Here is a 22529-nt window from a genome sequence, read left to right as displayed (position 1 = left end):
GGGTGGGGCGAGCCGCGCGGCCGATCTCTCGTACAGTTTGCGCCGTGGGATCTCTGCGCAATCCGGTCGGGCCGCTCCCCTCCACCATTTACTGGCGTCGGAGGGCCGTTCTGCTGTCCGTAGTAGGGCTGTTGGCGCTGTTCACCGTCTGGGTGGTCGGCACCGGCGGCGGGGGCGGCAACAACAGTGCCGGCGGGTCGAACGGCAAGAACCCCGCGACCTCGATCACGCCGGGGCCGTCCGGTTCAGGTCCCGCGATCAGCCAACACCCGGGCGGCAGCGACGAGTCGAGCGGCGGGGGTGGCAGCGGGGGTGCCGGCAGCGGTGGCGCCGGCGGGAGCGCGAGCGACGGTGGCGCGGGGTCCGGCGGCGGCTCCGGTGACGGGTCCGGTGACGGGTCCGGCGACGGGTCCACGGGTTCCGGCGGGAGCACCGGCGGCGGCTCCGACGACGGGGCGAAGAACGGCGGCGGTGGATCGGCCGACCAGCTTCCGGCCGGTTCCACTCTCCCCAACTGCACCGCGAACAACGTGAAGTTGACGCTCAAGAGCGTGCACAACACTTACGCCCCCGGTGAGCAGCCCATGGTCGAGCTCACCGCCAAGAACACCTCGGGCAGTGACTGCAAGGTCGATCTCGGCCCGAAGGGTACGGTTCTGACGATCACTCAGGCGGGAAGTGACAAGAACATCTGGGCCTCGGACGACTGCCCGAAGGACGCCGCGGCCGTCTTCTACCGCGTACCGGCCGGCAGCCAGGTCGTCCACACGGTGAAGTGGGACCGCAAGCCCGGCGCCCCCGCGTGCGCGACGCCCCCTTCGGGTTCGGCCCCCGTCGGCACCTATCTGGTCGAGGCGAAGGCCCCGGGCCTGACGAAGGCCCAGGCGTCGTTCGTCCTGTCCAAGGACTAGCCGTTCGTCCTGCCTGATGGTCGGTCGTTCGGCCGTTCGTCCTGTCCGAGGGCTGAGGGGGCTGAGGGCTTCTAGACGTAGCGCTCCAGGATCGACGACTCCGCCAGCCGGGACAGGCCCTCGCGGACGCTGCGTGCTCGTGCCTCGCCCACGCCGTCGACCGTCTGGAGGTCGTCCACGCTCGCGGCGAGCAGCTTCTGGAGCCCGCCGAAGTGCTCCACGAGCCGGTCGATGATCGCGCCGGGCAGACGCGGCACCTTGGCCAGGAGGCGGAAGCCGCGCGGGGACACCGCGGAGTCGAGCGCCTCGGGAGAGCCGGTGTAGCCCAACGCCTTCGCCACCGTGGAGAGTTCGAGCAGCTCGGCGTGGGCGAGCGCGTCCAGCTCGGACAGTGCCTCGTCCACCGTGCGGGAGCGCTTGGCGGTCGGCTCGGGCACGTAGTCCCGTACGACCAGCTCGCGATCGGGCTCGACGCCGGCGATCAACTCGTCGAGCTGAAGAGTCAACAACCGTCCGTCCGTGCCCAGCTCGACGACGTACTCGGCGATCTCGGTGGCGATGCGGCGCACCATCTCCAGCCGCTGCGCGACCGCGGAGACGTCCCGGACGGTGACCAGGTCCTCGATCTCCAGCGCCGACAGCGTTCCCGCGACCTCGTCCAGGCGGAGCTTGTAGCGCTCCAGCGTGGCGAGGGCCTGGTTGGCGCGCGAGAGGATCGCGGCGGAGTCCTCCAGGACGCGGCGCTGACCGCCGACGTACAGGGCGATCAGACGCATCGACTGGGAGACCGACACGATGGGGTAGCCGACCTGCTTGCTCACCCGGTCCGCGGTGCGGTGCCGCGTGCCCGTCTCCTCCGTCGGGATCGTCGGGTCGGGCACCAGCTGCACGCCCGCCCGGAGGATCTTGGTGATGTCCTTGTCGAGCACGATGCCGCCGTCGAGCTTGCACAGTTCACGCAGACGGGTCGCGGTGAACTCCACATCCAGGACGAATCCGCCCGTACACATCGCTTCGACGGTCTTGTCGGAGCCGAGCACGATGAGTCCGCCCGTGTTGCCGCGGAGGATCCGCTCAAGCCCGTCGCGCAGCGCCGTGCCGGGTGCCACGGCGCTCAGTGCGGCGCGCATCAGGCCATCGGCACCGGAGCTCCCACCGGACTTTCCGGGAGCTGCTGCCCGGTCGTTGGCTGCCACTGCACTCCTCCGGTCGAAGGTTTCCGGCCGCCCTCGGTTCGTACGGACGGGCGAGACCAGGGCAAAGTCTACCGGCGCTGTTCCTCGTCCCGTGGGGCCTCTCTGCGACGCGAGCGCGGAAGGACACTCAGCGCCGCGCCGATGTCCGCCACTTCCAGGACCTTCATACCGGCCGGGACCTTGCCCGGATCGGTCGGTACGAGAGCGTGGGTGAAGCCCAGACGGTGTGCTTCGGAAAGCCTGCGCTGGACGCCCGTGACCCGTCTGACCTCGCCCGCGAGCCCCACCTCGCCGATCGCCACGAGGTTCTTGGGCAGCGGGGTGTCACTGGCCGCGGACGCCAGGGCGAGCGCGATGGCGAGGTCCGCGGCGGGCTCGGAGAGCTTCACACCGCCGACCGTCGCCGAGTAGATGTCCCGCTTCCCGAGGGCGCTGATCTTGCCGCGCTGCTCCAGGACGGCGAGCATCATCGAGACGCGGGAGGTCTCCAGACCGGATGTCGTACGGCGCGGGGAGGGGATCTGGGAATCCACCGTGAGCGCCTGCACTTCGGCGACCAGCGGGCGGCGGCCTTCCAGGGTGACGGTCAGGCAGGTGCCGGGGACGGGCTCGGTGCGGCGGGTCAGGAAGAGCCCCGAGGGGTCGGTGAGGCCGGTGATGCCCTCGTCGTGCAGTTCGAAGCAGCCGACCTCGTCCGTCGTGCCGTAGCGGTTCTTGACCCCTCGGACGAGCCTCAGGCGCGCGTGCCGGTCGCCTTCGAAGGACAGGACGACGTCCACGAGGTGTTCGAGGAGCCGGGGTCCGGCGATCGCGCCGTCCTTGGTGACATGGCCCACAAGCAGCGTGGACATGCCGCGCTCCTTGGAGGCGCGGATGAGCGCGCCCGCGACCTCCCGGACCTGGGCCATGCCGCCGGGTGCGCCGTCGATCTCCGGGGAGGCGATCGTCTGGACGGAGTCCAGGATGAGCAGGGACGGCTTCACCGCGTCCAAGTGACCGAGGACGGCCGCCAGATCGGTCTCCGCGGCGAGATAGAGGTGGTCGTCGATCGCCTTGATGCGGTCCGCGCGGAGCCGCACCTGGCTGGCCGACTCCTCGCCCGTCACATACAACGTGCGGTGTTCGTCGCTCGCGGACTTGGCCGCCACGTCCAGGAGGAGGGTGGACTTGCCGACGCCCGGCTCGCCCGCGACGAGGACGACCGCCCCGGGCACGAGACCGCCGCCGAGGACGCGGTCCAGCTCGGGCACGCCGGTGCTGCGGGCGGTGGCCTGACGGCCGTCGACCTGCCCGATGGGCACCGCGGACGTGGTGACCCGTCCCGGTGCCGTCGTGCGGACAGCGGGCGTGCCGTACTCCTCGACCGTCCCCCATGCCTGGCATTCGGGGCAGCGCCCGAGCCATTTGGCCGTCTGCCAGCCGCACTCGGTGCAGCGGTAGGACGGCCGGTCCTTCGCGGTTTTCGTACGGGCAGCCATGACCGAACCGTAGCCGGAGCCACTGACAGCCCGGCACCCGCCGGTACGGCCCCGCCCTGATCCGCCCGTGCCCCGCCTTGATCCACCGCATTCGGAGCCGCAGCTACCCGTACCCGGAGCTGTCGTGACCCGCACTCCGAGCTGTCGTGACTCGTACCCCGAGCCGTCGTGACCCGCACTCCGAACCCTGGGCCCATGGCGCGAGCCCCGGACCCCGTTCCCGCCCCCGCGCGAGCGAGCCCCGCGCTGAGCCAACCGCGGCCCATCTGCCATGGACCGCCATCGCCACCGGTGACGGCCCAGGCCAGGGGTCGGGGGTTCCTGTCCCCTTATGAGGGATCGTTTCACCCGTACGGATTAAATGTGCTCAAGGGGGAGGAAGGGGCTGCCCCGGGCACCTACGGTCGCACGGGTGATGAGCAGCAGTCCGGAGACCTCAACGCACACCACCGGCGCACACCGGGCGCACGGAGCCGCGCGCAAGCTGGCGGGCGCGCCCCGTGGCGCGACCCCTCGAACCCTGGTCCAGCGTCCCCCCGCGCGTTACGAGCCCTACCTGGACGGCCTGTTCACCTACTGCCTGTCCGTGCTGTGCGACCACGAGGCGGCCACCGCCGCCCTGGGGGACGCCCTCGCGCTGGCCGAGCGGCGCGGCCCGCGCGGCCCCGAGTCCGGCGGCGACCGCAGGGCCTGGCTCTACGCGCTCGCCCGCTGGTCCTGCCTGCGCAAGCTCACCGAAGCCCGGCGCAAGCGGCAGGCGGCGCACGCCTCCGGGCGGCAGGCACCCCACGGGAGCGACCCTCAGGGTGCCTCAAGGGGCCCCCGCGAAGAGGCCGCCCTCAAGAGGGCGCACAAGGCCGCCGCCGACCGGCGCGCGGCCGAGGCGCTGAGCGCCGCTCCCGTGTCCCAGGAGGTCCAGGACGACCGTCGGCACGAACTCGCCCTGCTGGCCTGGCCGGAGGCCGCCGGAACCACCCCGGAGCAGCGCGAGGCGCTGGAACTCGCCGTGCGCCACCAGCTCGCCGCCCACGAGGTCGCCGCGGTCCTCGGCATGGACCTCGCCGCGGCGCGCGAGCTGCTCGCCTCCGCCGCCTGCGAGGTCGAACGCACCCGCGCCGCCCTCGCCGTCGTGGAGACCGGCGCCTGTCCCAGCGTCGCCCGGCTCACCGGCGACAGCCGGCTCGTGCTGAGCACCACCCTGCGCGGCGAGCTGGTCCGGCACGTCGACGACTGCCCCCGCTGCCGCCGTACCGCCGAGCGCGCGGTCCCCGGCGCCTGGCCCGGCACCAGCGTCACACCCGCGGCGCTTCCCGTGCTGGAGGCCCCGCACGCGGCCCTGCGCGTCGCGATGGCACACACCCCACGCGCGCGGGGGAGCGCTCCGCGCTTCGACCGGCGCGGCTTCCCGATGGACCCGAAGGACCACGCCGCCCGAAGGGACCGTCTTCGCGCGCGTGCCGTCACGACGACGATCGTCGCCACGGTCGTCGCCGCGCCCGTGCTCGCCCTCTGGGCGGCGTACCGGGGCGCGCCCCTGACCGGCGAGGGCGTGGACGGCCGCCCGGCCAGCACGAGCGAGGCACAGGACTCGGAGGGTCTGGACGGCGGACAGACGGGCGGTTACGAGAACGCCGGAAACGCCAGCGCGGGACCCGGCTCCCACTTCACCAAGGGCAGCGGCTCGCCGGATGTCTCCGTGGAGGTCGTCAGCGCCCGCGGAGGCACTCCGGGACACCTGTCGGTGGCCGCCGGAAGCAGCGGCGACACGACCCTGGTCACGCTGACGGCGTCCGGCAGCTCGCCGGTCCACTGGTCCGCGCGCACCGGCGTGTCCTGGCTCTACCTCACCCAGTCCTCGGGAACCCTCGAACCGGGCGGGTCGTTGACGATCAAGGTCTACGTCGATCACCTTCGCGAGCCGGCGGGCCACTGGACAGCGCGGGTGGCGATCGCCCCGGCGGGCGCGGTGGTCACCATCTCCGGGTACGGGAAGGCGGGCTCGTCCCACCCCGACCCGACCGCGAGCAGCCCGAGCCCCTCGGGGCCGGGCCCCACCCCGACCGCGACCCCGACAGGCCCGGCCCCGTCCCCGACCGACCCGACGCCGACACCGACGGTCACCGACTCGTCCTCCCCGGACCCGGGCAACTCGTCACCGCCGCCGGGCGACAGCGGTGACCCGGCCGTGCCGCAGTAGGCCCCGAGCCACCTGCCGTACGTCCCGGACGCGGACTCAGTCCACCGGGTCCGCGGGATGCGGTGCCAGCAGCGGAAGCTGCGAGGCCAGCCGCGCCTCGCACAGCTGGACCAGGCGGTCGTACCCGGCCTTGCCCATCAGCTCGATCAGCTCCGGACGGTACGAGACGTAGACCGGGTCGCCGGCGCCGTGGGCCGAGGTCGCCGACGTGCACCACCAGTGCAGGTCGTGGCCGCCCGGTCCCCAGCCGCGCCGGTCGTACTCGCCGATGGAGACCTGGAGCACCCGGGTGTCGTCGGGCCGGTCGATCCACTCGTACGTGCGACGCACGGGCAGCTGCCAGCAGACGTCAGGCTTGGTCTCCAGCGGCTCGCGCCCCTCCTTGATGGCCAGGATGTGCAGCGAGCAGCCCGCGCCACCGGCGAAGCCGGGACGGTTCTGGAAGATGCACGAGCCCTCGTACGGGCGGGTCTGGCGGTCGCCGTCCTCGTCCTTGGACACCCAGCCCGTCTCCACGCCCACGTCGTGGTTCTGCCAGATCTCCGGCGTGAGCCGGGCCACGTGCCCGGCCACCCGCTTCTCGTCGTCCTCGTCGGAGAAGTGGGCCCCCAGCGTGCAGCAGCCGTCGTCGGCGCGACCCGCCTGGATGCCCTGGCAGCCGCTTCCGAAGATGCAGTTCCAGCGCGAGGTCAGCCAGGTGAGATCGCACCGGAAGACCTGCTCGTCATCGGCCGGATCAGGGAACTCCACCCACGCGCGAGCGAAGTCGAGCCCCTTCTCGTCGCTCTTCTTCACGGACTTCTTGGGCTTGGTGGCCTTCGCCTGCGAAGAATCCGTGGCTGATTTGTCGGGCTTCGCCTTTTTCGTCTTTGGCACGGGTCCAGGGTAAGTCGCTTCCGCCCGCTCCGGGGACGCCCCGGCGGACGCCCGGAGATCACCGTTCGACGTGGGCTTACGCCCCACCCCTCGTGTTTCGCCGTGTGGGCAGTAGCGTTCCGTCCATGAGACTCGGTGTCCTCGACGTGGGATCGAACACGGTGCATCTGCTGGTGGTGGACGCCCACCCAGGCGCCCGGCCGCTGCCCGCCCACTCGCACAAGGCCGATTTGCGGCTCGCCCAACTGCTCGACGAGAGCGGGGCCATCGGCCCCGAAGGTGTCGACAAACTGATCGAGACCGTCCAGGAGGCCTTGGAGGCCGCCGAGGACAAGGGTGTCGAGGCCCTGTTGCCGTTCGCGACGTCGGCCGTTCGCGAGGCCCGCAACGCCGACGAGGTCCTCGCCCGGGTGCAGGCCGAGACCGATGTCGAGCTCCAGGTCCTCACCGGCGCGGAGGAGGCCCGGCTCACCTTCCTGGCGGCCCGCCGCTGGTTCGGCTGGTCGGCGGGCAAGCTCCTCGTCCTCGACATCGGCGGCGGCTCCCTGGAGATCGCGTACGGCATGGACGAGGAGCCGGACGCGGCGGCGTCCCTGCCGCTCGGCGCGGGCCGGCTGACCGCGGGCTGGCTGCCCACCGACCCGGCGGACCCGGCGGCCGTGCGGGCGCTGCGTCGGCATGTACGGGCCCAGATCGCCCGGACGGTCGGAGAGTTCAGCCGTTTCGGCGCCCCGGACCACGTGGTCGCCACGTCCAAGACGTTCAAGCAGCTCGCCCGGATCGCCGGCGCCGCACGCTCCACCGACGGCCTGTACGTCCAGCGCGAGCTCAAGCGCCGTTCCCTGGAGGACTGGGTCCCCCGCCTCACGTCCATGACGGCGGACGAACGGGCCGAACTCCCGGGCGTCTCCCCGGGCCGCTCCGGCCAGCTCCTCGCCGGCGCCCTCGTCGCCGAGGCCGCCATGGACCTGTTCGGCGTGGAGACCCTGGAGATCTGCCCCTGGGCCCTGCGCGAAGGCGTCATCCTGCGCCGCCTGGACCAGATGGCCTCGGAGTAATTCGGAGCAGTACGGAACGAGGCCCGCCGGATCGCCCGACCCGGCGGTGACGGGGCACGGTCCCCGGGGGACGACGGGACCGGCTCCCTGCGGTGGCCGGCCGCGGGGGGTGGCGCCCGCACCCAGTGCGAGTGGGCACCCGCCCGGCGGCGAAGGCCACCCCGGTGTGGACCGCGTGGGTGCGTGGCCTCGGGCATGTGTGGACCGCGTGGGCGCGTGGCCTCGGCCACGTGAGTACCCCGTGGGTCCGTGGCGTCGATCACGTGGGCACGTCGGCGCGGGGCCGCCGCGCCGGTCGCCGGAGCGTCCCGGCAGGGCCCCGCCCCCTTCGGGTCCGAGGGCCGCCGCACCCCGGCCGGAGGCCGGTCCACCCCAGGTCGCGGGCCCGTCCGCCCCCGGCCGGGAGTGCTCGTCCGCCCCCGCGCGGGAGCCCAACCCACCCCCGCCGGGAGCCCAACCCACCCCCGCCGGGGGCCCACAGGAGCCTCCCGGCCAAGCTCGCCGCCCCTCGCCCGACCGCCGGAGGCACCCCGTACGCTGTCCCTCGTGGCAGAACCAGTGGTGCGCATCCCGGATGCGAAGGTCGCCCTGTCCACGGCCTCCGTGTACCCGGAGTCGACCGCGACGGCCTTCGAGATCGCCGCGCGCCTCGGGTACGACGGCGTCGAGGTCATGGTGTGGACCGACCCCGTCAGCCAGGACATCGACGCGCTGCGCCGCCTCAGCGACTACCACCGGATCCCGATACTCGCCGTTCACGCCCCCTGCCTGCTGATCACCCAGCGGGTCTGGTCCACCGACCCGTGGACCAAACTCCAGCGCGCCAGGGCGGCCGCCGAGAAGCTCGGCGCGAGCACCGTCGTGGTCCATCCCCCGTTCCGCTGGCAGCGCCAGTACGCCCGTGACTTCGTCACCGGGATCTGGCGCATGGCCGACGAGACGGACGTCCGATTCGCCGTCGAGAACATGTACCCGTGGCGCTACCGCGACCGAGAGATGCTCGCGTACGCCCCGGACTGGGACGTGACGAAGGACGACTACCGGCACTTCACGATCGACCTCAGCCACACCGCGACCGCCCGCACCGACGCCCTGCGGATGATCGACCGCATGGGCGACCGCCTCGGCCACGTCCACCTCGCCGACGGCAACGGTTCCAGCAAGGACGAGCATCTGGTCCCGGGCCGCGGCACCCAGCCCTGCGCCGAACTCCTCGACCGCCTCGCGCTGTCCGGCTTCGACGGCCATGTCGTCATCGAGGTCAACACCCGCCGGGCGATGTCCAGTGCCGAACGCGAGGCCGACCTCGCCGAAGCCCTCGCCTTCACCCGGCTCCACCTCGCCTCCGCCGTGAAGGTGCCCCGCGGATGACGGACGCCGCCCCCCGCCGCGGCCGGGGACGCCCCACCCGTACGCAGACGGAGGCGGGCCCCGCCACCCGCGACCGCATCCTGGAGGCGGCCCGCGAGGAGTTCTCCGAGCGCGGGTACGAGAGGACGTCGGTCCGCGGCATCGCCAAGTCCGCCGGCGTGGACTCCGCGCTCGTGCACCACTACTTCGGCACCAAGGAACAGGTCTTCGAGGCGGCCATCGAGGGCGCCTTCGCCCCCGTGCTCGGCGCGCCGGAGACGCTGGTCGAGGGCCCCGTCGAGGGCGTCGGTGAACGTCTGACCCGCTTCTTCCTCGGCGTCTGGGAGAACCCCACGAGCCGTACACCGCTGCTCGCCATCGTCCGGTCGGCGGTGAACAACGACACCGCGGCCGCCGTCTTCCGCCGTCTTGTCGCCGCGCAGCTCCTACGCCGTATCGCGGGGCGGCTCGACGTCCCGGACGCGGAGCTGCGCGCGGAGCTGGCGGCGGCCCAGCTCGTCGGGGTCGCGATGCTGCGCTACGTGATCAAGGTCGAGCCGCTGGCCTCGGTGGACCTGGAGCGCATCGTGGCCAGGGTGGCGCCGGTGGTCCAGGGACACCTGACGAACCCATGACGACCATGACGACTCCTGGCGAACCCATGACGCCCATGACGACCCCTGGCGAACGCATGACGGCCCTTGACGAACGCATGGCGCCCCCGGCGAACCCATGGCGCCCCCGGCGAACCCATGGCGCCCCCGGCGACCCCTGCGAACCCATGGCGACCCCTGCGAACCCATGAGCGAGTGGGCCGCCTGTCGAACGGGTTCCGTCGCACCGGAACGCCGCTGACGTGCGCGTATGTCATGCGGAGGCGGCCGCTGGTCGAGACGTGCGTTCCGGGATGCGGACGGCATGTCCGGATCCTGGAGCACCGGCGTACGCTCGACTTCAGTCATAACCCTCCTCATACCTCCCCGAAGGAGCGAGCGACGATGCCCGAGCTGAGGTCCCGCACAGTCACCCACGGCCGCAATATGGCGGGCGCACGCGCCCTGATGCGCGCCTCCGGTGTACCGGGCGCGGACATCGGACGGAAGCCGATCATCGCGGTCGCCAACTCCTTCACGGAGTTCGTGCCGGGTCACACCCACCTGCAGCCGGTCGGCCGGATCGTCGGCGAGGCCATCACGGCGGCCGGCGGCATCGCCCGCGAGTTCAACACGATCGCGGTCGACGACGGCATCGCGATGGGTCACGGCGGCATGCTGTACTCCCTGCCCTCCCGGGACCTGATCGCCGACTCGGTGGAGTACATGGTCGAGGCGCACTGCGCCGACGCCCTGATCTGCATCTCGAACTGCGACAAGATCACGCCCGGCATGCTGATGGCGGCCCTGCGCCTGAACATCCCGACGGTGTTCGTCTCCGGCGGCCCCATGGAGTCCGGCCGCGCCACCCTGGTCGACGGCACGGTCCGCACGCTCGACCTGGTCGACGCGATCTCCGACGCCGTGAACGACAAGATCTCGGACGAGGACATCCTCCGTATCGAGGAGAACGCCTGTCCGACCTGCGGGTCCTGCTCCGGCATGTTCACCGCCAACTCGATGAACTGCCTCACCGAGGCCATCGGCCTGAGCCTGCCGGGCAACGGTTCCGTCCTCGCCACCCACACCGCCCGCAAGGGCCTGTACGAGGACGCGGCCCGCACGGTCGTCGACATCACGCGCCGCTACTACGACCAGGACGACGAGTCGGTCCTGCCCCGCAACATCGCCACGCACGCGGCCTTCGAGAACGCCATGGCCCTCGACATCGCCATGGGCGGCTCCACCAACACGATCCTGCACCTGCTGGCCGCCGCCCAGGAAGCGGGCGTCCCGTTCGGACTGGACGAGATCAACGAGGTCTCGCGCCGGGTGCCGTGCCTCGCCAAGGTCGCCCCGAACGTCGCGAAGGACCGCACGTACTACATGGAGGACGTGCACCGCGCCGGCGGCATCCCCGCCCTCCTCGGCGAACTGCACCGCGCGGGCCTGCTCAACGAGGACGTCCACTCCGTCCACAGCCCGTCCCTGTCGGACTGGCTGAAGACCTGGGACGTGCGCGCCGGCTCGCCGTCCCCCGAGGCGATCGAACTGTGGCACGCGGCCCCCGGCTGCGTCCGCTCGTCCGAGGCCTTCTCCCAGTCCGAGCGCTGGGAGGCCCTGGACGAGGACGCCGAGGGCGGCTGCATCCGCTCCGCCGAGCACGCCTACTCCAGGGACGGCGGCCTCGCGGTCCTCAAGGGCAACCTGGCCGTCGACGGCTGCGTCGTGAAGACGGCCGGAGTCGACGAGTCCATCTGGACCTTCGAGGGCCCGGCGGTCGTCTGCGAGTCCCAGGACGAGGCCGTCGACAAGATCCTCCGCAAGGAGATCACCCACGGCGACGTCGTCGTCATCCGCTACGAGGGCCCCAAGGGCGGCCCCGGTATGCAGGAGATGCTCTACCCGACCTCGTTCCTCAAGGGTCGCGGTCTCGGCAAGACCTGCGCCCTGATCACCGACGGCCGCTTCTCCGGCGGGACTTCGGGCCTGTCGATCGGCCACGCCTCCCCGGAGGCCGCGTCCGGCGGCACGATCGCCCTCGTCCGGGACGGCGACCGCATCCGCATCGACATCCCGAACCGCTCGGTCGAACTGCTCGTGTCCGACGACGAGTTGGCCACCCGCCGCGACGCCCTGAACGGCGTCTACGCCCCCGCGAACCGCGAGCGCAAGGTCTCCGCCGCGCTTCGCGCGTACGCGGCGATGGCGACGAGCGCGGACAAGGGCGCGGTGCGGGACGTCTCGAAACTGGGCTGATCACCGGCCCGAGCACCGGGCCGACGGTCACGCGTCATAAGTCGGCGAAGGGGCCGCTCCCGCCGGGGCGGCCCCTTCGCGTCTCACCAGGCCGAGGGATCCCGCGCGTCGACAGCGAAGAGGTAGCCGTCGGGAGCGGTGGCGCAGACGTGGTTCTCGGCGGCGAGCGGGGCCGGGAGCGCGCCGGCGATCGAGCCTCGGTCACTGCCCAGTCGTGTCCTTGTCTGCCCGAGCAGCGTGCCCCGATCGGTGTCGACGGCGATGAGACGCCCGTCCGGCGCGGTGAGGTAGAGACGATGACCGGCCACGGTGGGAGCCGAAGCCCTGCTGACGGACGTCTCCACCCGCCACGACTGCTCCGACGTCCTGGTGTTCACGGCGACCAGCGAACCGTCGCTTCCCAGCAGGTACGCGGTGTCCCCCTGTACGGCCACCTGTGTCTGCGCCTGCGGGACGCGCAGCGTGGTGCGGTGAACCCTGCGGTTCGCCACGTCGTAGCGCAGCACGGAGTCCGTGTACTGGTCCACGGTGGTCGAGGTGAACCAGGCTGTTCCGTCGCGGGCGGCCACGAGGCTCAGCGTTCCGTCCATGCGGCGCTGCCAGGTCGTGGCACCGGTCGTCGGGTCCACCGCGGTCACCCGGGTCCCGGTCCTGCTCCCGGGCGGGGTGGGCGGCGAGACCACGTAGGCGAGCCCGTCGCCGTACGACTGGAATTGGGGGACCGCCAGCCCCGGGATCGTGTGACGCCACTTCTCCTCGCCGGTGGCCGCGTCCAGCGCGGTGACCTTGGAATCGGGCCCGGTGAGCAGGACGACACCGGCTACGTGGGTGACCCGGCCCTCGTAGCGGGCGACGTCGTGAGTCCAGCGGGTCCTGCCCGTGGCGGGATCCAGGGCGGTCAGCCGGTTCCCGCTCCGGTTGCCGACCAGCAGGAGCCCCCCGGAGTAGACCGGCGCCGGGGTGGAGTAGGAACTCCCCTCGGCGTTCCCCGTGTCGCTCCGGGACCACAGCACCTTGCCGTCGTCCGGATCGACCGCCGCGGCGAGGACGCCGGGCCGGACGCACAGCAGGGCGCGAGGCGCGTACGTGCACCGCGGCTGACCGTCGGTCCCGGTTCCGGAGGCCTTCAGGTCGCGTTCCCATGGCTGGAAGGCGCTCTTGGCCGGCCGTGCGGTGTGCCGCTCCGCTACGGGGCTCTGTGGCCCGCCGAGGAGGCCGAAGGCGCCGACGGTGCCACCGGCGACGGCGAGCCCGGCGATCGCGATGACAGCGGGCAGGCGCCGTCCCCGCCCGCCCCTTTTCCGGGCGGCCACATGGGTACGGTCTTCGGCGCCCTGCGGACGCTCTGGCCTCGGCCTGGGGGCCGGTTCCCGCGCGGCTGGCGCCGACTCCGCTTTCGCGGGGCGCTGTTCGGGGATGAAGGCCCGCGTGTCGTACGAGGCCGAGACCGAGCGCAGCGCGGTCATCAGCTCGTCCGGCGTGGGCCGGTCCTCGGGCTCCTTGGCGAGACAGCGCGAGACGAGGCCGAGCAGGTCCTCCGGCACGCCCGTCAAGTCCGGTTCCTCGTGGACGACTTGATAGGCGACGAGGTACGGGCTGTCCGAGTCGAACGGACCGCTCCCGGTGGCCGCGTGCACGATCACCGACCCCAGGGCGAACACGTCGGCGGCCGGCCCGACATGCCGTGGCCTGCTGAACTGCTCCGGTGCCATGAACGGCGGGGTGCCGATCAACTTTCCGGTCTCCGTGCGCAGTTCACTGTCGACGGGGCGTGAGATGCCGAAGTCGATGACTTTCGGACCGTCCTCCGCCAGCAGCACGTTGCTGGGCTTGAGGTCGCGGTGGACGACCCCGGCCCGGTGGATGTCCCGCAGGGCCTCGGCGAGTCCCGCCATCAGGTGACGCAGCCGCGCCGAGGACAGCGCGCCGTTCCGCTTCACATGCTCGGCGAGTGTCGGTCCCGGGATGAACAGGGTTGCCATCCACGGGTGTTCGGCCTCGGGGTCGGCGTCCACCACGGGCGCAGTGAAGGCGCCGCTGACCCGCCGGGCGGCCGCGACCTCCTGACGGAACCGCCCCCGGAACTCGGGGTCTTGAGAAAGCTCGGCATGTACGACCTTGACGGCCAGCCGCAATCCGGAGGCGGACCGGGCCAGATGCACGATCCCCATGCCGCCGGAGCCGAGCCTCGCCTCCAGCAGGTACTGCCCGGCATGGCGCGGATGTTCCGCTTGCGAGTCCGTACCGGTGCTGCGCTGTGGCGGCATCACTCACCCCCGTGGGTTCGACCGCGTGCGCGACGCGCAGAGCCTAGTCGATCCTTCGTGCGAAACCTCGACGGCTTGCTAGCCTCGGCGCCCGACATGCTTTTGGCGTGAATCAATCAACGGGGGAGACCGACATGGCCTTGGAAGACATCGCCGTCACAGACTCGGCGGAGGCGGCGGACGTGGAGCCGCTGACCGCCCAGGCGCTCCGCACCTATCCGCTCGCACCGGGCCACAACGTCAACGTCCGCAGCGGTCCGGGCACCCATTTCAGCATCGTCCGCACCCTGGCGGCGGGCTCGCGGGTTCCGATCTCCTGCCAGTGTTCGGGAGAGGCCGTCGCGGGCCCCTACGGGACGAGCAGGATCTGGGACAACATCTCCAACGGTCAGTTCGTGTCGGACGCTTATGTGCAGACGGGCAGCGACGGCTATGTCGCGCCGACCTGCTCCTGACCGACACCTTGAGCCGAGGGCACCCGCGGCGGCCGACCTGGCTGTGACCTGAGAGACGGTCGACGGGGCCGCGACCGGAGCGATAATCGTGGCGTGAGCGACGAGACCAGCACCGGAACCGGCACCCCCGCGGGGCCCCAGCCCGAGCCCCTGCGCTTCTTCGGGACGACCTGGGTGGAACACGACGGCGGCTACACCGGCCGCCGGATCGCCGTGGCCGCCGGCTCCCTCGCAGCCGCCGTGGCCGCCTGTCTCGTGCTGCGCTTCGCCTACCAGGGCCTGGCCATCGCGGACGTGGGCACGCCCGTGACCGTGCTGGTCGTGGTGATGTTCGCGGTGTGCAGCGCCCTCGCGTTCCGGCACACCTCGGACGCCTTCACCAAGCGCCCGGACCCCGACCGCCAGGCATCCCTGCGTGGTCTGCTCGCCATCGGTTTCGTCGGCTCCCTCCTCGCCTACTGCTTCCGCTCCCTCACCGAGGCACCGGGCGAGAAGCTCCACCGCGAGGAGTACGAGGCGGCGAAGAAGCAGTACGCGCGCCGCACCGCGCGCCGCGCCGGCAACCCCTCGAAGAAGAGCCGCCGCCCCTGACCCCGTCCGGGTCCGCACCCGGGCGTGAGCCCGCGAAGCGACACGGCCCGCGAAGCGACACGGCCCTCAAGGGGCGACGGGCCAGGGCGACGGGCCAGGGACGACAGGCCACGAAGACCGGCCGGTCCGGGGGGACACACCCCCTCGGCACCAGAACCGGGAGGGACCGGCGGCTGGACCGAGGGGGAAGGGAACGGCGGTCTACCCCGGCACCCACACCACCCCCGACTATGACCCCATGCCTCTTACTTCCTCCGAAGCCTCCTACCGCGCCGCCCGGGCCCACTCCTTCAACTCGGCCGCGGCGCAGTACGCCGCGAACCGTCCGTCGTATCCGCCCGCCCTCTTCGACGCCGTCGAAGCCCTCGCCGCCCGCCCGCTGGCCGGTGCCGAGGTCGTCGACGTGGGCGCGGGCACCGGAATCTCGACCGGGCTCCTGCACGCGCGCGGTGCGAACGTCCTCGCCGTGGAACCCGGCCCCGGCATGGCCTCCGAGTTCCGTCGCGCCCACCCCCTCATCCCGATCGTCCGGGGCAGCGGTGACGCCCTGCCCCTCGCCACCGCCTCCGCGGACTTCCTCACCTACGCCCAGGCGTGGCACTGGACCGACCCGAGCCGTTCGGTGCCGGAGGCGCTGCGCGTCCTGCGCCCCGGCGGGGCACTGGCCCTGTGGTGGAACACCGAGGCACTCGACGTCCCGTGGATCGAGGCGGCGGCCCGGCGGGCCGCGCGCTTCCTCGGCTGGGACCAGGAGGCCGTGAGGAGCGCCGAGGCCGCTCGCGCCGCCCGGGTCCGCTCCGCCGACCCCAGCGGCCGTCTCTCCTTCGACCGCCGCCAGGTCCGCTGGAGCCGGCGCGTTCCGATCGACACCCACCTCGCCTGCACCGCCAGCCACTCGCAGTTCCTGGTCCTCGACGAGGAGGCCACCGGAGCGTTCTTCGCCGAGGAACGGAACCACCTCCTCCAGGCGTTCCCGGACGGGTTCGTGGAGGAGACCTACGTCGTGGAACTGCTGGTGGCGATCCGCTCGTGATCCCGCCCGGCGGCCCACGCGTCGAGGGCCGCCGCGCACGCGTGGTCGACATGCCGCAGCCCGCCCAGCTCCAGCCGTACGGCACGGTCGTGCGGCAACGCCTCCAGGGCGTCCAGCAGCTTCGGCAGCCGGAGGAACGTGGCGTTGCCGACCACGCGTACGACCAGTCCCGCCGCACCCCGGTCCTCGGTCTCCACGTGCACATGACTGATGTCCCAGGCGGTCTTGGCCACGGCGAGCGCGAGCCCGACCAGCACCCCCTCGAACAGGTTCCCGAGCACGATCGCCACCGCGGTCACCGCGAGCACGACCACCTCACCGCGATGCCCACGCCACAGCGTCCGCACCTCCCGCACCGGCACGAGCTTGCACCCCGCGTGCACCAGCAGCCCCGCGAGCGCCGCCACCGGAATCAGCCCGAGCACCGCGGGCACCACGGCCGTGAAGAGCAGCAGCCACACCCCGTGCAGTACCCGAGACACCTTGGTCTGCGCCCCGGCCTGTACGTTCGCCGCGCTCCGCACGATCACGGCGGTCATCGGCAGCGCCCCGAGCATCCCGCACACGGCGTTCCCGGCGCCCTGCGCGATGAGCTCCCGGTCGTAGTCGGTACGCGGGCCCCGATGCAACCGGTCCACCGCCGCCGCACTGAACAACGACTCCGCCGAAGCGATCAGCGCGAAGGCCAGGACCGTCCCGATCACGCCCACTTCCGTGAGCCGCCCGAGGTCCGCGACGGACGGCGGTCGCACGGCGTCGAACAGCCCCCGCACCTCGACCCGTCGCACCGCCGGATCGAAGATCCCGGTCACGGTCGAGGCGAGCGCCACCGCCAGCAGCGGCGCCGGCACCACCCGCGCTCCCCGCCGCCAGCGCGGCCACAGCAGGAGTACGGCCACGGTGGCGCCGCCGATCGCCAGCGCCACCGGATCCGCGGCACCGGCCAGCGACGCGAGCCCGGCGATCTTCCCGAGCCCGTCGGACGGCGCGGCCGCGTCACCCATGGCGTACACCTGGCCCGCGATCAGCACGAGCCCGATCCCGGCGAGCATCCCCTGCACGACGGCCACGGACACGGCCCGGAACCACCGCCCGAGCCGCAGAACCCCGAGGCCGAGCTGCACCAGCCCGGCCCCGAGCACCAGTACGCCCAGTGCCTGGACCCCGTACGACTGCACAGCCTCGTACACCAGCACGGTCAGCCCGGCCGCGGGCCCGCTCACCTGGAGGCTGCTGCCGGGCAGTATCCCGGCGACCAGGCCACCGACGATTCCGGTCACCAGCCCCAGCTCGGCGGGCACACCGGACGCTATGGCGACCCCGACACACAGGGGCAGCGCCACCAGAAAGACGACGAGGGACGCGAACAGATCGGCTTTGCGCATCACGACAGCACCTCCGGTCGACAGCGGGAGATGCGTGGGTGCCGTGCCGGGGGAGGGCACGGCGGACCTGACGACACGGCACGGAGCCGCATCGCACATTGAAATCCATTGTCAGGTAAGCCGGTTGATCGCGCAGCCCCTCCGGGCCGACGTCACGCGAAAGCGGGAGCGCATGGTTCGGCGGCACCGCTGACGGTCCCGTTCCGTTCGCGCCGACGCGCGCCCGCGCCGCCCGGCGCTCCGTCCGTTCGGCAGGTACGCCGTGGCCCTTGACCGGCGCAACCCACGAGAGGAATATTCATCGAGTGATGATTATTCGTCCTCGTCCGCCCGACCCCACAGGAACACCCGTGCCCTCTTCCCCGCCCGCCGTCCGCGCCGAAGGCCTCACCGTCGTCCGCGGCACCCGCACCGTCCTGCACGGACTCGACTTCACCGTCCCGCGCGGCCAGATCACCGGCCTGCTCGGCCCTTCCGGCTGCGGGAAATCCACTTTGATGCGCGCGACCGTCGGAACCCAGGCCAAGGTCGGCGGCACCCTCGAAGTCCTCGGCCGCCCCGCCGGCGACGCCGCACTCCGTTCCCGCATCGGTTACGTCACCCAGGCGCCCTCCGTCTACGACGACCTGACCGTCCGCCAGAACCTCGACTACTTCGCCGCGATCCTCGACCCGGGCCGGGCCGCCGCCGAACGCCGTCGCGCGGACGTCACCCGCGTCATCGACGACGTCGACCTCGCCTCCCACGCCGACTCCCTCGCCGGCAACCTCTCGGGCGGCCAGCGCAGCCGCGTCTCGCTCGCCGTCGCCCTCCTCGGCACCCCGGAACTCCTCGTCCTCGACGAACCGACCGTCGGCCTCGACCCGGTCCTGCGCCGCGACCTGTGGAACCTCTTCCACTCCATCGCCGAGCAGCGCGGCACGACCCTCCTGATCTCCTCCCACGTCATGGACGAGGCCGAGCGCTGCCACCGGCTGCTCCTGATGCGCGAGGGCGGGATCCTCGCCGACGACACCCCCGACGCCCTCCGTGAACGGACAGGCTCGGACACCGTCGAAGCCGCCTTCCTGAACCTGGTGGACGAGGCGGTCGGGGCCGCACACCAGCCCGCGACGACCACCACGACCTCACCGCGGAACCCCGCCACCCCCGAACCCCCGGCCCCGGATTCGCCCGTCCCGTCCTCGGAGCCCCCGGCCACCGGCGCAGACCCCCGCCCCGCCGGTGCCCACCCCCGCGAGGAGACCGCACGATGAGTTCCACCGCACCCACGAGCTCCACTGCGCCCACCGCACCCTCGAGTCCCGGAGTCTCCGGGCAGGCGGCACCGGCACCACGCCCGAGCGCGCTCAACGTCTCCCGCACGACGGCCACCGCGGCCCGCGCCCTGCGCCAGCTGCGGCACGACCCGCGCACCATCGCGCTGATGATCCTCGTCCCCTGCGTGATGCTGGTCCTGCTCCGCTACGTCTTCGACGGCAGCCCGAGGACCTTCGACTCCATCGGCGCGTCCCTCCTCGGGATCTTCCCGCTGATCACGATGTTCCTGGTGACCTCGATCGCGACCCTGCGCGAGCGCACCTCCGGCACCCTCGAACGCCTCCTCGCCATGCCCCTGGGCAAGGGTGACCTGATCGCCGGCTACGCCCTCGCCTTCGGCGCGATCGCCATCATCCAGTCGGCCCTGGCCACCGGACTCGCGGTCTGGCTCCTCGGCCTGGACGTCACGGGTTCCCCCTGGCTCCTGCTCCTGGTCGCCCTTCTCGACGCCCTCCTCGGCACGGCCCTCGGGCTTTTCGTGTCGGCGTTCGCCGCCTCCGAGTTCCAGGCCGTCCAGTTCATGCCGGCGGTGATCTTCCCGCAGCTTCTCCTCTGCGGTCTGTTCACCCCGCGCTCCGACATGCACCCCGTCCTGGAGGCCGTCTCCGACGTCCTCCCGATGTCGTACGCCGTCGACGCCATGAACGAGGTCCTCCACCACACCGACATGACCGCGACCTTCGTGCGCGACGCGCTGATCGTCGGCGGGAGCGCGCTGCTGGTCCTGGGACTCGGAGCGGCGACCCTGCGACGCAGGACGCCGTAGGGGTCGCGACGGGGGCGCCGGGCCGGTCCGCCCACCTGCCCCGGTCCTTCCGGGCCGGGGCAGGACGCTGTCCGGCCCGCCGGGACCGAGGGCGCCCCACCGGCAGCCCACCGTCCGCCCACCGGACATCCCACCCGCCCCCATGACCCCGGTGGGAGGATGAACGCGGACGACTCAACCCTCGGAGGGCACCCGCAACCATGCCTCAGAAAGTCGCAGTCCTCGGCACCGGCAAGATCGGCGAAGCCCTGCTCAGCGGAATGATCCGAGCCGGCTGGGCCCCCACCGATCTCCTGGTCACCGCCCGTCGGCCGGAGCGGGCCAGGGAACTCCGGGAACGTCACGGAGTCACCCCGGTCAGCAACGCGGAAGCGGCGAAGACCGCCGACACGCTGATTCTCACCGTCAAGCCCCAGGACATGGGTTCGCTCCTCGACGAACTCGCCCCGCACATCCCTGCCGACCGTCTGATCATCAGCGGCGCGGCCGGTATCCCGACCTCCTTCTTCGAGGAGCGTCTGGCCCCCGGCACTCCCGTCGTCCGCGTCATGACGAACACCCCGGCGCTCGTCGACGAGGCCATGTCCGTCATCTCCGCCGGCAGCCACGCCACCCCCGAGCACGTGGCGTACGCCGAGGAGGTCTTCGGTGCCGTCGGCAAGACCCTTCTCGTCCCCGAGTCGCAGCAGGACGCCTGCACCGCCCTCTCCGGTTCGGGACCGGCGTACTTCTTCTATCTCGTCGAGGCCATGACGGACGCGGGCATCCTGCTCGGCCTGCCCCGCGACAAGGCTCACGACCTGATCGTCCAGTCCGCGATCGGCGCCGCCGTGATGCTCCGCGACAGCGGCGAGCACCCCGTGAAGCTCCGCGAGAACGTCACGTCTCCCGCGGGCACCACGATCAACGCGATCCGCGAACTCGAGAACCACGGAGTACGCGCGGCACTCATCGCCGCTCTGGAGGCAGCCCGCGACCGCAGCCGCGAACTCGCCTCGGGCAGCAGCTGACCCGCTACTGCCGACCTGGCCTCGGCACCGAGTCCTGATCGGTCCCTGGTCTCGGTTCCCTGGTCCGAGGGTTCAGGGTTCCGGGACCGGTTCCCTGGTCCCGGAACCCTGGGACCAGGGACCAGGGAACCGGAGTCACCCGGTGGTCGCGGGCGGCAGCAACCCGATCGCCTCGTAGGCCGTGTCCACCCTGGGCCGCGCCATGTCTCTGGCCTTCCGCGCGCCGTCCCGCAACACCCCCTCCACATACGAGGGATCCGTGCACAACCGCTTGTGCCTTTCCTGCACGGGCCTGAGGAGTTCGACCACGGCGTCGGCGGTGTCCTTCTTCAGCGCGCCGTACGACTCGTACGCGCCGGCCAGGGCTTCGGGGCTCCCTCCCTCGCACGCGGCGAGAATCTCCAGCAGATTAGAGACCCCGGGCCGCCCCTCCGGGTCGTACTCCACGTCCTGCCCGCTGTCCGTCACCGCGCGCATGATCTTCTTCCGCACGGCTTCCGGCTCATCGAGCAAATAGACGACGCCCGGTCCGACGTCGTCGCTCTTCCCCATCTTCGACGTCGGCTCCTGCAGGTTCATGACCCGTGCCGCGATCTCAGGACGGGTCGCGCGAGGCACCACGAACGTATGGCCGTACCGCTGGTTGAACCGCACAGCCAGATCGCGGGTGAGCTCGACGTGCTGCGTCTGGTCGTCCCCGACCGGTACCTCGTCGGTTCCGTACGCCAGGATGTCGGCCGCCATCAGCACGGGATACGTCAGCAGCGACAGCCGCACGCTCCCACCGCGCTTCCGTTCCAGCGCGGCCTTCTCCTTGTACTGGACCATCCGCCGCATCTCCCCGTCGGTCGCGACGCACTCCAGCAGATAGGAAAGCCGGGCGTGTTCGTCCACATGACTCTGTACGAACACGGTGCACAGCTCTGGATCGAGCCCCGAAGCCAGCAACAACGTCGCCGCCTGCCTGCTGAGTCTGCGAACCCGCCCCGGATCGTGGTCCACGGTCAGCGCGTGCAGGTCGACGATGCAGAACAGGGCTTCGGCCCTGTTCTGATCGACGGCGGCCCAGCGGCGCACGGCTCCCAGATAGTTCCCCAGCGTCAGATGCCCGGTCGGCTTGACCCCACTGAAGATCCGCGTCATCTCTCCACCTCCTGGTCGAGGCCGCCGCGCCCACCGGCCGGCCACCCAGGAGGGAGACGCAAAAACGGCCGCCTAGGGCGGCGGCCGTTGGGTACATACGTGTACGGCCGCCGTCAGGCGGCCCACCACAGTTGGGTGCACGTATGGGTAGTCATGGCCTCACCGTACGCCTCGGGTGACCGGTCCGGAGCGGAGTTGACACGACCCGTGCCCGTACGTAGTGTTCTCCGAGTTGTCCGACGTGAGCGTCGACTCCGGTCGGTCCCCGGACAGCCATTCCGCACCACCATTCAACGATCGGCGACTCGTCGTCGGCTCGTTTTCATGCGTGTTTGCGAAATGAGGAATCCGCGTTCGAAAGAGCGCCACCCCGATTAGCTCGGGAGCCAGGAATCCGCTAATGTCTCACTCGTCGGAACGGCCCAACAGCCGAGAAGACAAGCCCCACTGACTGGGAGTCAGACCCGAAAGGGTCTGGTAGAGTCGGAGCCGCTGGAAAGGGAAACGCGAAAGCGGATTACCTGGAAAGCGCCGAGGAAATCGGGCCCGAAAGGTTCTGATAGAGTCGGACTCGCCGGAAAGGGAAACGCGGAAGCGGGAACCTGGAAAGCACCGAGGAAATCGGATACGGAAACGGTCTG

The 22529-nt window shown here is 71.6% G+C and carries 18 protein-coding genes; 12 read left to right on the top strand and 6 right to left on the bottom strand.

The features are described 5' to 3' along the window. Positions 1 to 44: 44 nt before the first annotated feature. Entirely contained in the window at positions 45 to 911 is an 867-nt protein-coding gene (locus ACFYW8_RS29870) for a hypothetical protein (RefSeq protein ID WP_389083483.1), read from the top strand. A gap of 71 nt (positions 912 to 982) precedes the next feature. Here the strand turns inward: ACFYW8_RS29870 and disA are convergent, their stop codons facing one another. Continuing rightward, on the bottom strand, positions 983 to 2107 hold the full coding sequence (disA, locus tag ACFYW8_RS29865; RefSeq protein WP_389083478.1) for a DNA integrity scanning diadenylate cyclase DisA: 1125 nt from the start codon (positions 2105 to 2107) through the stop codon (positions 983 to 985). A gap of 68 nt (positions 2108 to 2175) precedes the next feature. Beyond that, positions 2176 to 3585: a DNA repair protein RadA gene (gene radA, locus ACFYW8_RS29860; protein ID WP_355842583.1), complete on the bottom strand. Its 1410-nt coding sequence runs from the start codon at positions 3583 to 3585 to the stop codon at positions 2176 to 2178. Positions 3586 to 3997: 412 nt separating this feature from the next. Between radA and ACFYW8_RS29855 the strand changes: the two genes are divergently transcribed. After that, entirely contained in the window at positions 3998 to 5782 is a 1785-nt protein-coding gene (locus ACFYW8_RS29855) for a hypothetical protein (RefSeq protein WP_389083473.1), read from the top strand. A gap of 36 nt (positions 5783 to 5818) precedes the next feature. On the opposite strand, the gene ACFYW8_RS29850 is transcribed toward ACFYW8_RS29855, so the two are convergent. Continuing rightward, complete coding sequence (locus tag ACFYW8_RS29850) at positions 5819 to 6658, bottom strand: hypothetical protein (protein ID WP_389083470.1); 840 nt, start codon at positions 6656 to 6658, stop codon at positions 5819 to 5821. Positions 6659 to 6783: 125 nt separating this feature from the next. Here ACFYW8_RS29850 and ACFYW8_RS29845 point away from each other — a divergent pair, with 125 nt between their 5' ends. The 4 genes from ACFYW8_RS29845 to ilvD all read left to right on the top strand — a co-directional run bounded on the left by ACFYW8_RS29845 (position 6784) and on the right by ilvD (position 11918). After that, the gene (locus tag ACFYW8_RS29845; protein WP_365881264.1) at positions 6784 to 7716 is read left to right on the top strand and encodes a Ppx/GppA phosphatase family protein; all 933 of its coding nucleotides are present in this window, start codon (positions 6784 to 6786) and stop codon (positions 7714 to 7716) included. Positions 7717 to 8262: 546 nt separating this feature from the next. Beyond that, positions 8263 to 9087, top strand: coding sequence for a sugar phosphate isomerase/epimerase (locus ACFYW8_RS29840; protein WP_365881262.1), 825 nt, complete (start codon positions 8263 to 8265; stop codon positions 9085 to 9087). Then, a complete protein-coding gene (locus tag ACFYW8_RS29835) occupies positions 9084 to 9701 on the top strand; it encodes a TetR family transcriptional regulator (protein WP_365881260.1) in 618 nt (205 codons plus the stop codon). The genes ACFYW8_RS29840 and ACFYW8_RS29835 overlap by 4 nt, the downstream gene beginning before the upstream one ends. 363 nt (positions 9702 to 10064) lie before the next feature. Continuing rightward, positions 10065 to 11918 carry a dihydroxy-acid dehydratase gene (gene ilvD / locus ACFYW8_RS29830; protein ID WP_389083456.1) on the top strand — a complete coding sequence of 618 codons (1854 nt, stop codon included), beginning with the start codon at positions 10065 to 10067 and terminating at the stop codon, positions 11916 to 11918. Positions 11919 to 12001: 83 nt separating this feature from the next. Here the strand turns inward: ilvD and ACFYW8_RS29825 are convergent, their stop codons facing one another. Further along, entirely contained in the window at positions 12002 to 14185 is a 2184-nt protein-coding gene (locus ACFYW8_RS29825; protein WP_389083452.1) for a PQQ-binding-like beta-propeller repeat protein, read from the bottom strand. A gap of 134 nt (positions 14186 to 14319) precedes the next feature. Between ACFYW8_RS29825 and ACFYW8_RS29820 the strand changes: the two genes are divergently transcribed. The 3 genes from ACFYW8_RS29820 (at position 14320) to ACFYW8_RS29810 (ending at position 16264) form a co-directional block, all read left to right on the top strand. Beyond that, the gene (locus ACFYW8_RS29820) at positions 14320 to 14640 is read left to right on the top strand and encodes a peptidase (RefSeq protein WP_365881254.1); all 321 of its coding nucleotides are present in this window, start codon (positions 14320 to 14322) and stop codon (positions 14638 to 14640) included. Positions 14641 to 14733: 93 nt separating this feature from the next. Further along, entirely contained in the window at positions 14734 to 15231 is a 498-nt protein-coding gene (locus ACFYW8_RS29815) for an EamA/RhaT family transporter (RefSeq protein ID WP_389083447.1), read from the top strand. Between the two features lie 238 nt (positions 15232 to 15469). Next, positions 15470 to 16264, top strand: a complete 795-nt coding sequence (locus ACFYW8_RS29810) for a class I SAM-dependent methyltransferase (RefSeq protein WP_389083443.1) — start codon at positions 15470 to 15472, stop codon at positions 16262 to 16264. Here the strand turns inward: ACFYW8_RS29810 and ACFYW8_RS29805 are convergent. Beyond that, positions 16228 to 17649 (bottom strand): SulP family inorganic anion transporter, encoded by a 1422-nt coding sequence (locus ACFYW8_RS29805; protein ID WP_389083438.1) that lies wholly within the window; start codon positions 17647 to 17649, stop codon positions 16228 to 16230. The two genes, ACFYW8_RS29810 and ACFYW8_RS29805, sit on opposite strands and share 37 nt — an antisense overlap. A gap of 308 nt (positions 17650 to 17957) precedes the next feature. Between ACFYW8_RS29805 and ACFYW8_RS29800 the strand changes: the two genes are divergently transcribed. The 3 genes from ACFYW8_RS29800 (at position 17958) to proC (ending at position 20745) form a co-directional block, all read left to right on the top strand. Beyond that, positions 17958 to 18905, top strand: coding sequence for an ATP-binding cassette domain-containing protein (locus tag ACFYW8_RS29800; protein ID WP_389083433.1), 948 nt, complete (start codon positions 17958 to 17960; stop codon positions 18903 to 18905). Continuing rightward, positions 18902 to 19735 carry an ABC transporter permease gene (locus tag ACFYW8_RS29795; RefSeq protein ID WP_389083430.1) on the top strand — a complete coding sequence of 278 codons (834 nt, stop codon included), beginning with the start codon at positions 18902 to 18904 and terminating at the stop codon, positions 19733 to 19735. Before ACFYW8_RS29800 ends, ACFYW8_RS29795 begins: the two co-directional genes overlap by 4 nt. Before the next feature lie 200 nt (positions 19736 to 19935). After that, complete coding sequence (proC, locus tag ACFYW8_RS29790) at positions 19936 to 20745, top strand: pyrroline-5-carboxylate reductase (protein WP_365881241.1); 810 nt, start codon at positions 19936 to 19938, stop codon at positions 20743 to 20745. 135 nt (positions 20746 to 20880) lie between these two features. On the opposite strand, the gene trpS is transcribed toward proC, so the two are convergent. Continuing rightward, positions 20881 to 21888 (bottom strand): tryptophan--tRNA ligase, encoded by a 1008-nt coding sequence (gene trpS, locus ACFYW8_RS29785; RefSeq protein WP_365881239.1) that lies wholly within the window; start codon positions 21886 to 21888, stop codon positions 20881 to 20883. Positions 21889 to 22529 lie beyond the last annotated feature (641 nt).

This window comes from Streptomyces sp. NPDC002742 (assembly GCF_042888885.1).
Lineage (GTDB): Bacteria > Actinomycetota > Actinomycetes > Streptomycetales > Streptomycetaceae > Streptomyces.
The sequence above is the reverse complement of the archived record's forward strand: the minus strand, read 5'-3'. Positions and strand labels throughout refer to the sequence as shown.

Coding starts and splice junctions, on each gene's coding strand:
- radA (WP_355842583.1), bottom strand. CDS start 3,585: ATGGCTGCCCGTACGAAAACCGCGAAGGACCGGCCGTCCTACCGCTGC.
- ACFYW8_RS29845 (WP_365881264.1), top strand. CDS start 6,784: ATGAGACTCGGTGTCCTCGACGTGGGATCGAACACGGTGCATCTGCTG.
- ACFYW8_RS29835 (WP_365881260.1), top strand. CDS start 9,084: ATGACGGACGCCGCCCCCCGCCGCGGCCGGGGACGCCCCACCCGTACG.
- ilvD (WP_389083456.1), top strand. CDS start 10,065: ATGCCCGAGCTGAGGTCCCGCACAGTCACCCACGGCCGCAATATGGCG.
- ACFYW8_RS29825 (WP_389083452.1), bottom strand. CDS start 14,185: ATGCCGCCACAGCGCAGCACCGGTACGGACTCGCAAGCGGAACATCCG.
- ACFYW8_RS29820 (WP_365881254.1), top strand. CDS start 14,320: ATGGCCTTGGAAGACATCGCCGTCACAGACTCGGCGGAGGCGGCGGAC.
- ACFYW8_RS29810 (WP_389083443.1), top strand. CDS start 15,470: ATGCCTCTTACTTCCTCCGAAGCCTCCTACCGCGCCGCCCGGGCCCAC.
- ACFYW8_RS29805 (WP_389083438.1), bottom strand. CDS start 17,649: ATGCGCAAAGCCGATCTGTTCGCGTCCCTCGTCGTCTTTCTGGTGGCG.
- ACFYW8_RS29800 (WP_389083433.1), top strand. CDS start 17,958: ATGATTATTCGTCCTCGTCCGCCCGACCCCACAGGAACACCCGTGCCC.
- ACFYW8_RS29795 (WP_389083430.1), top strand. CDS start 18,902: ATGAGTTCCACCGCACCCACGAGCTCCACTGCGCCCACCGCACCCTCG.
- proC (WP_365881241.1), top strand. CDS start 19,936: ATGCCTCAGAAAGTCGCAGTCCTCGGCACCGGCAAGATCGGCGAAGCC.
- trpS (WP_365881239.1), bottom strand. CDS start 21,888: ATGACGCGGATCTTCAGTGGGGTCAAGCCGACCGGGCATCTGACGCTG.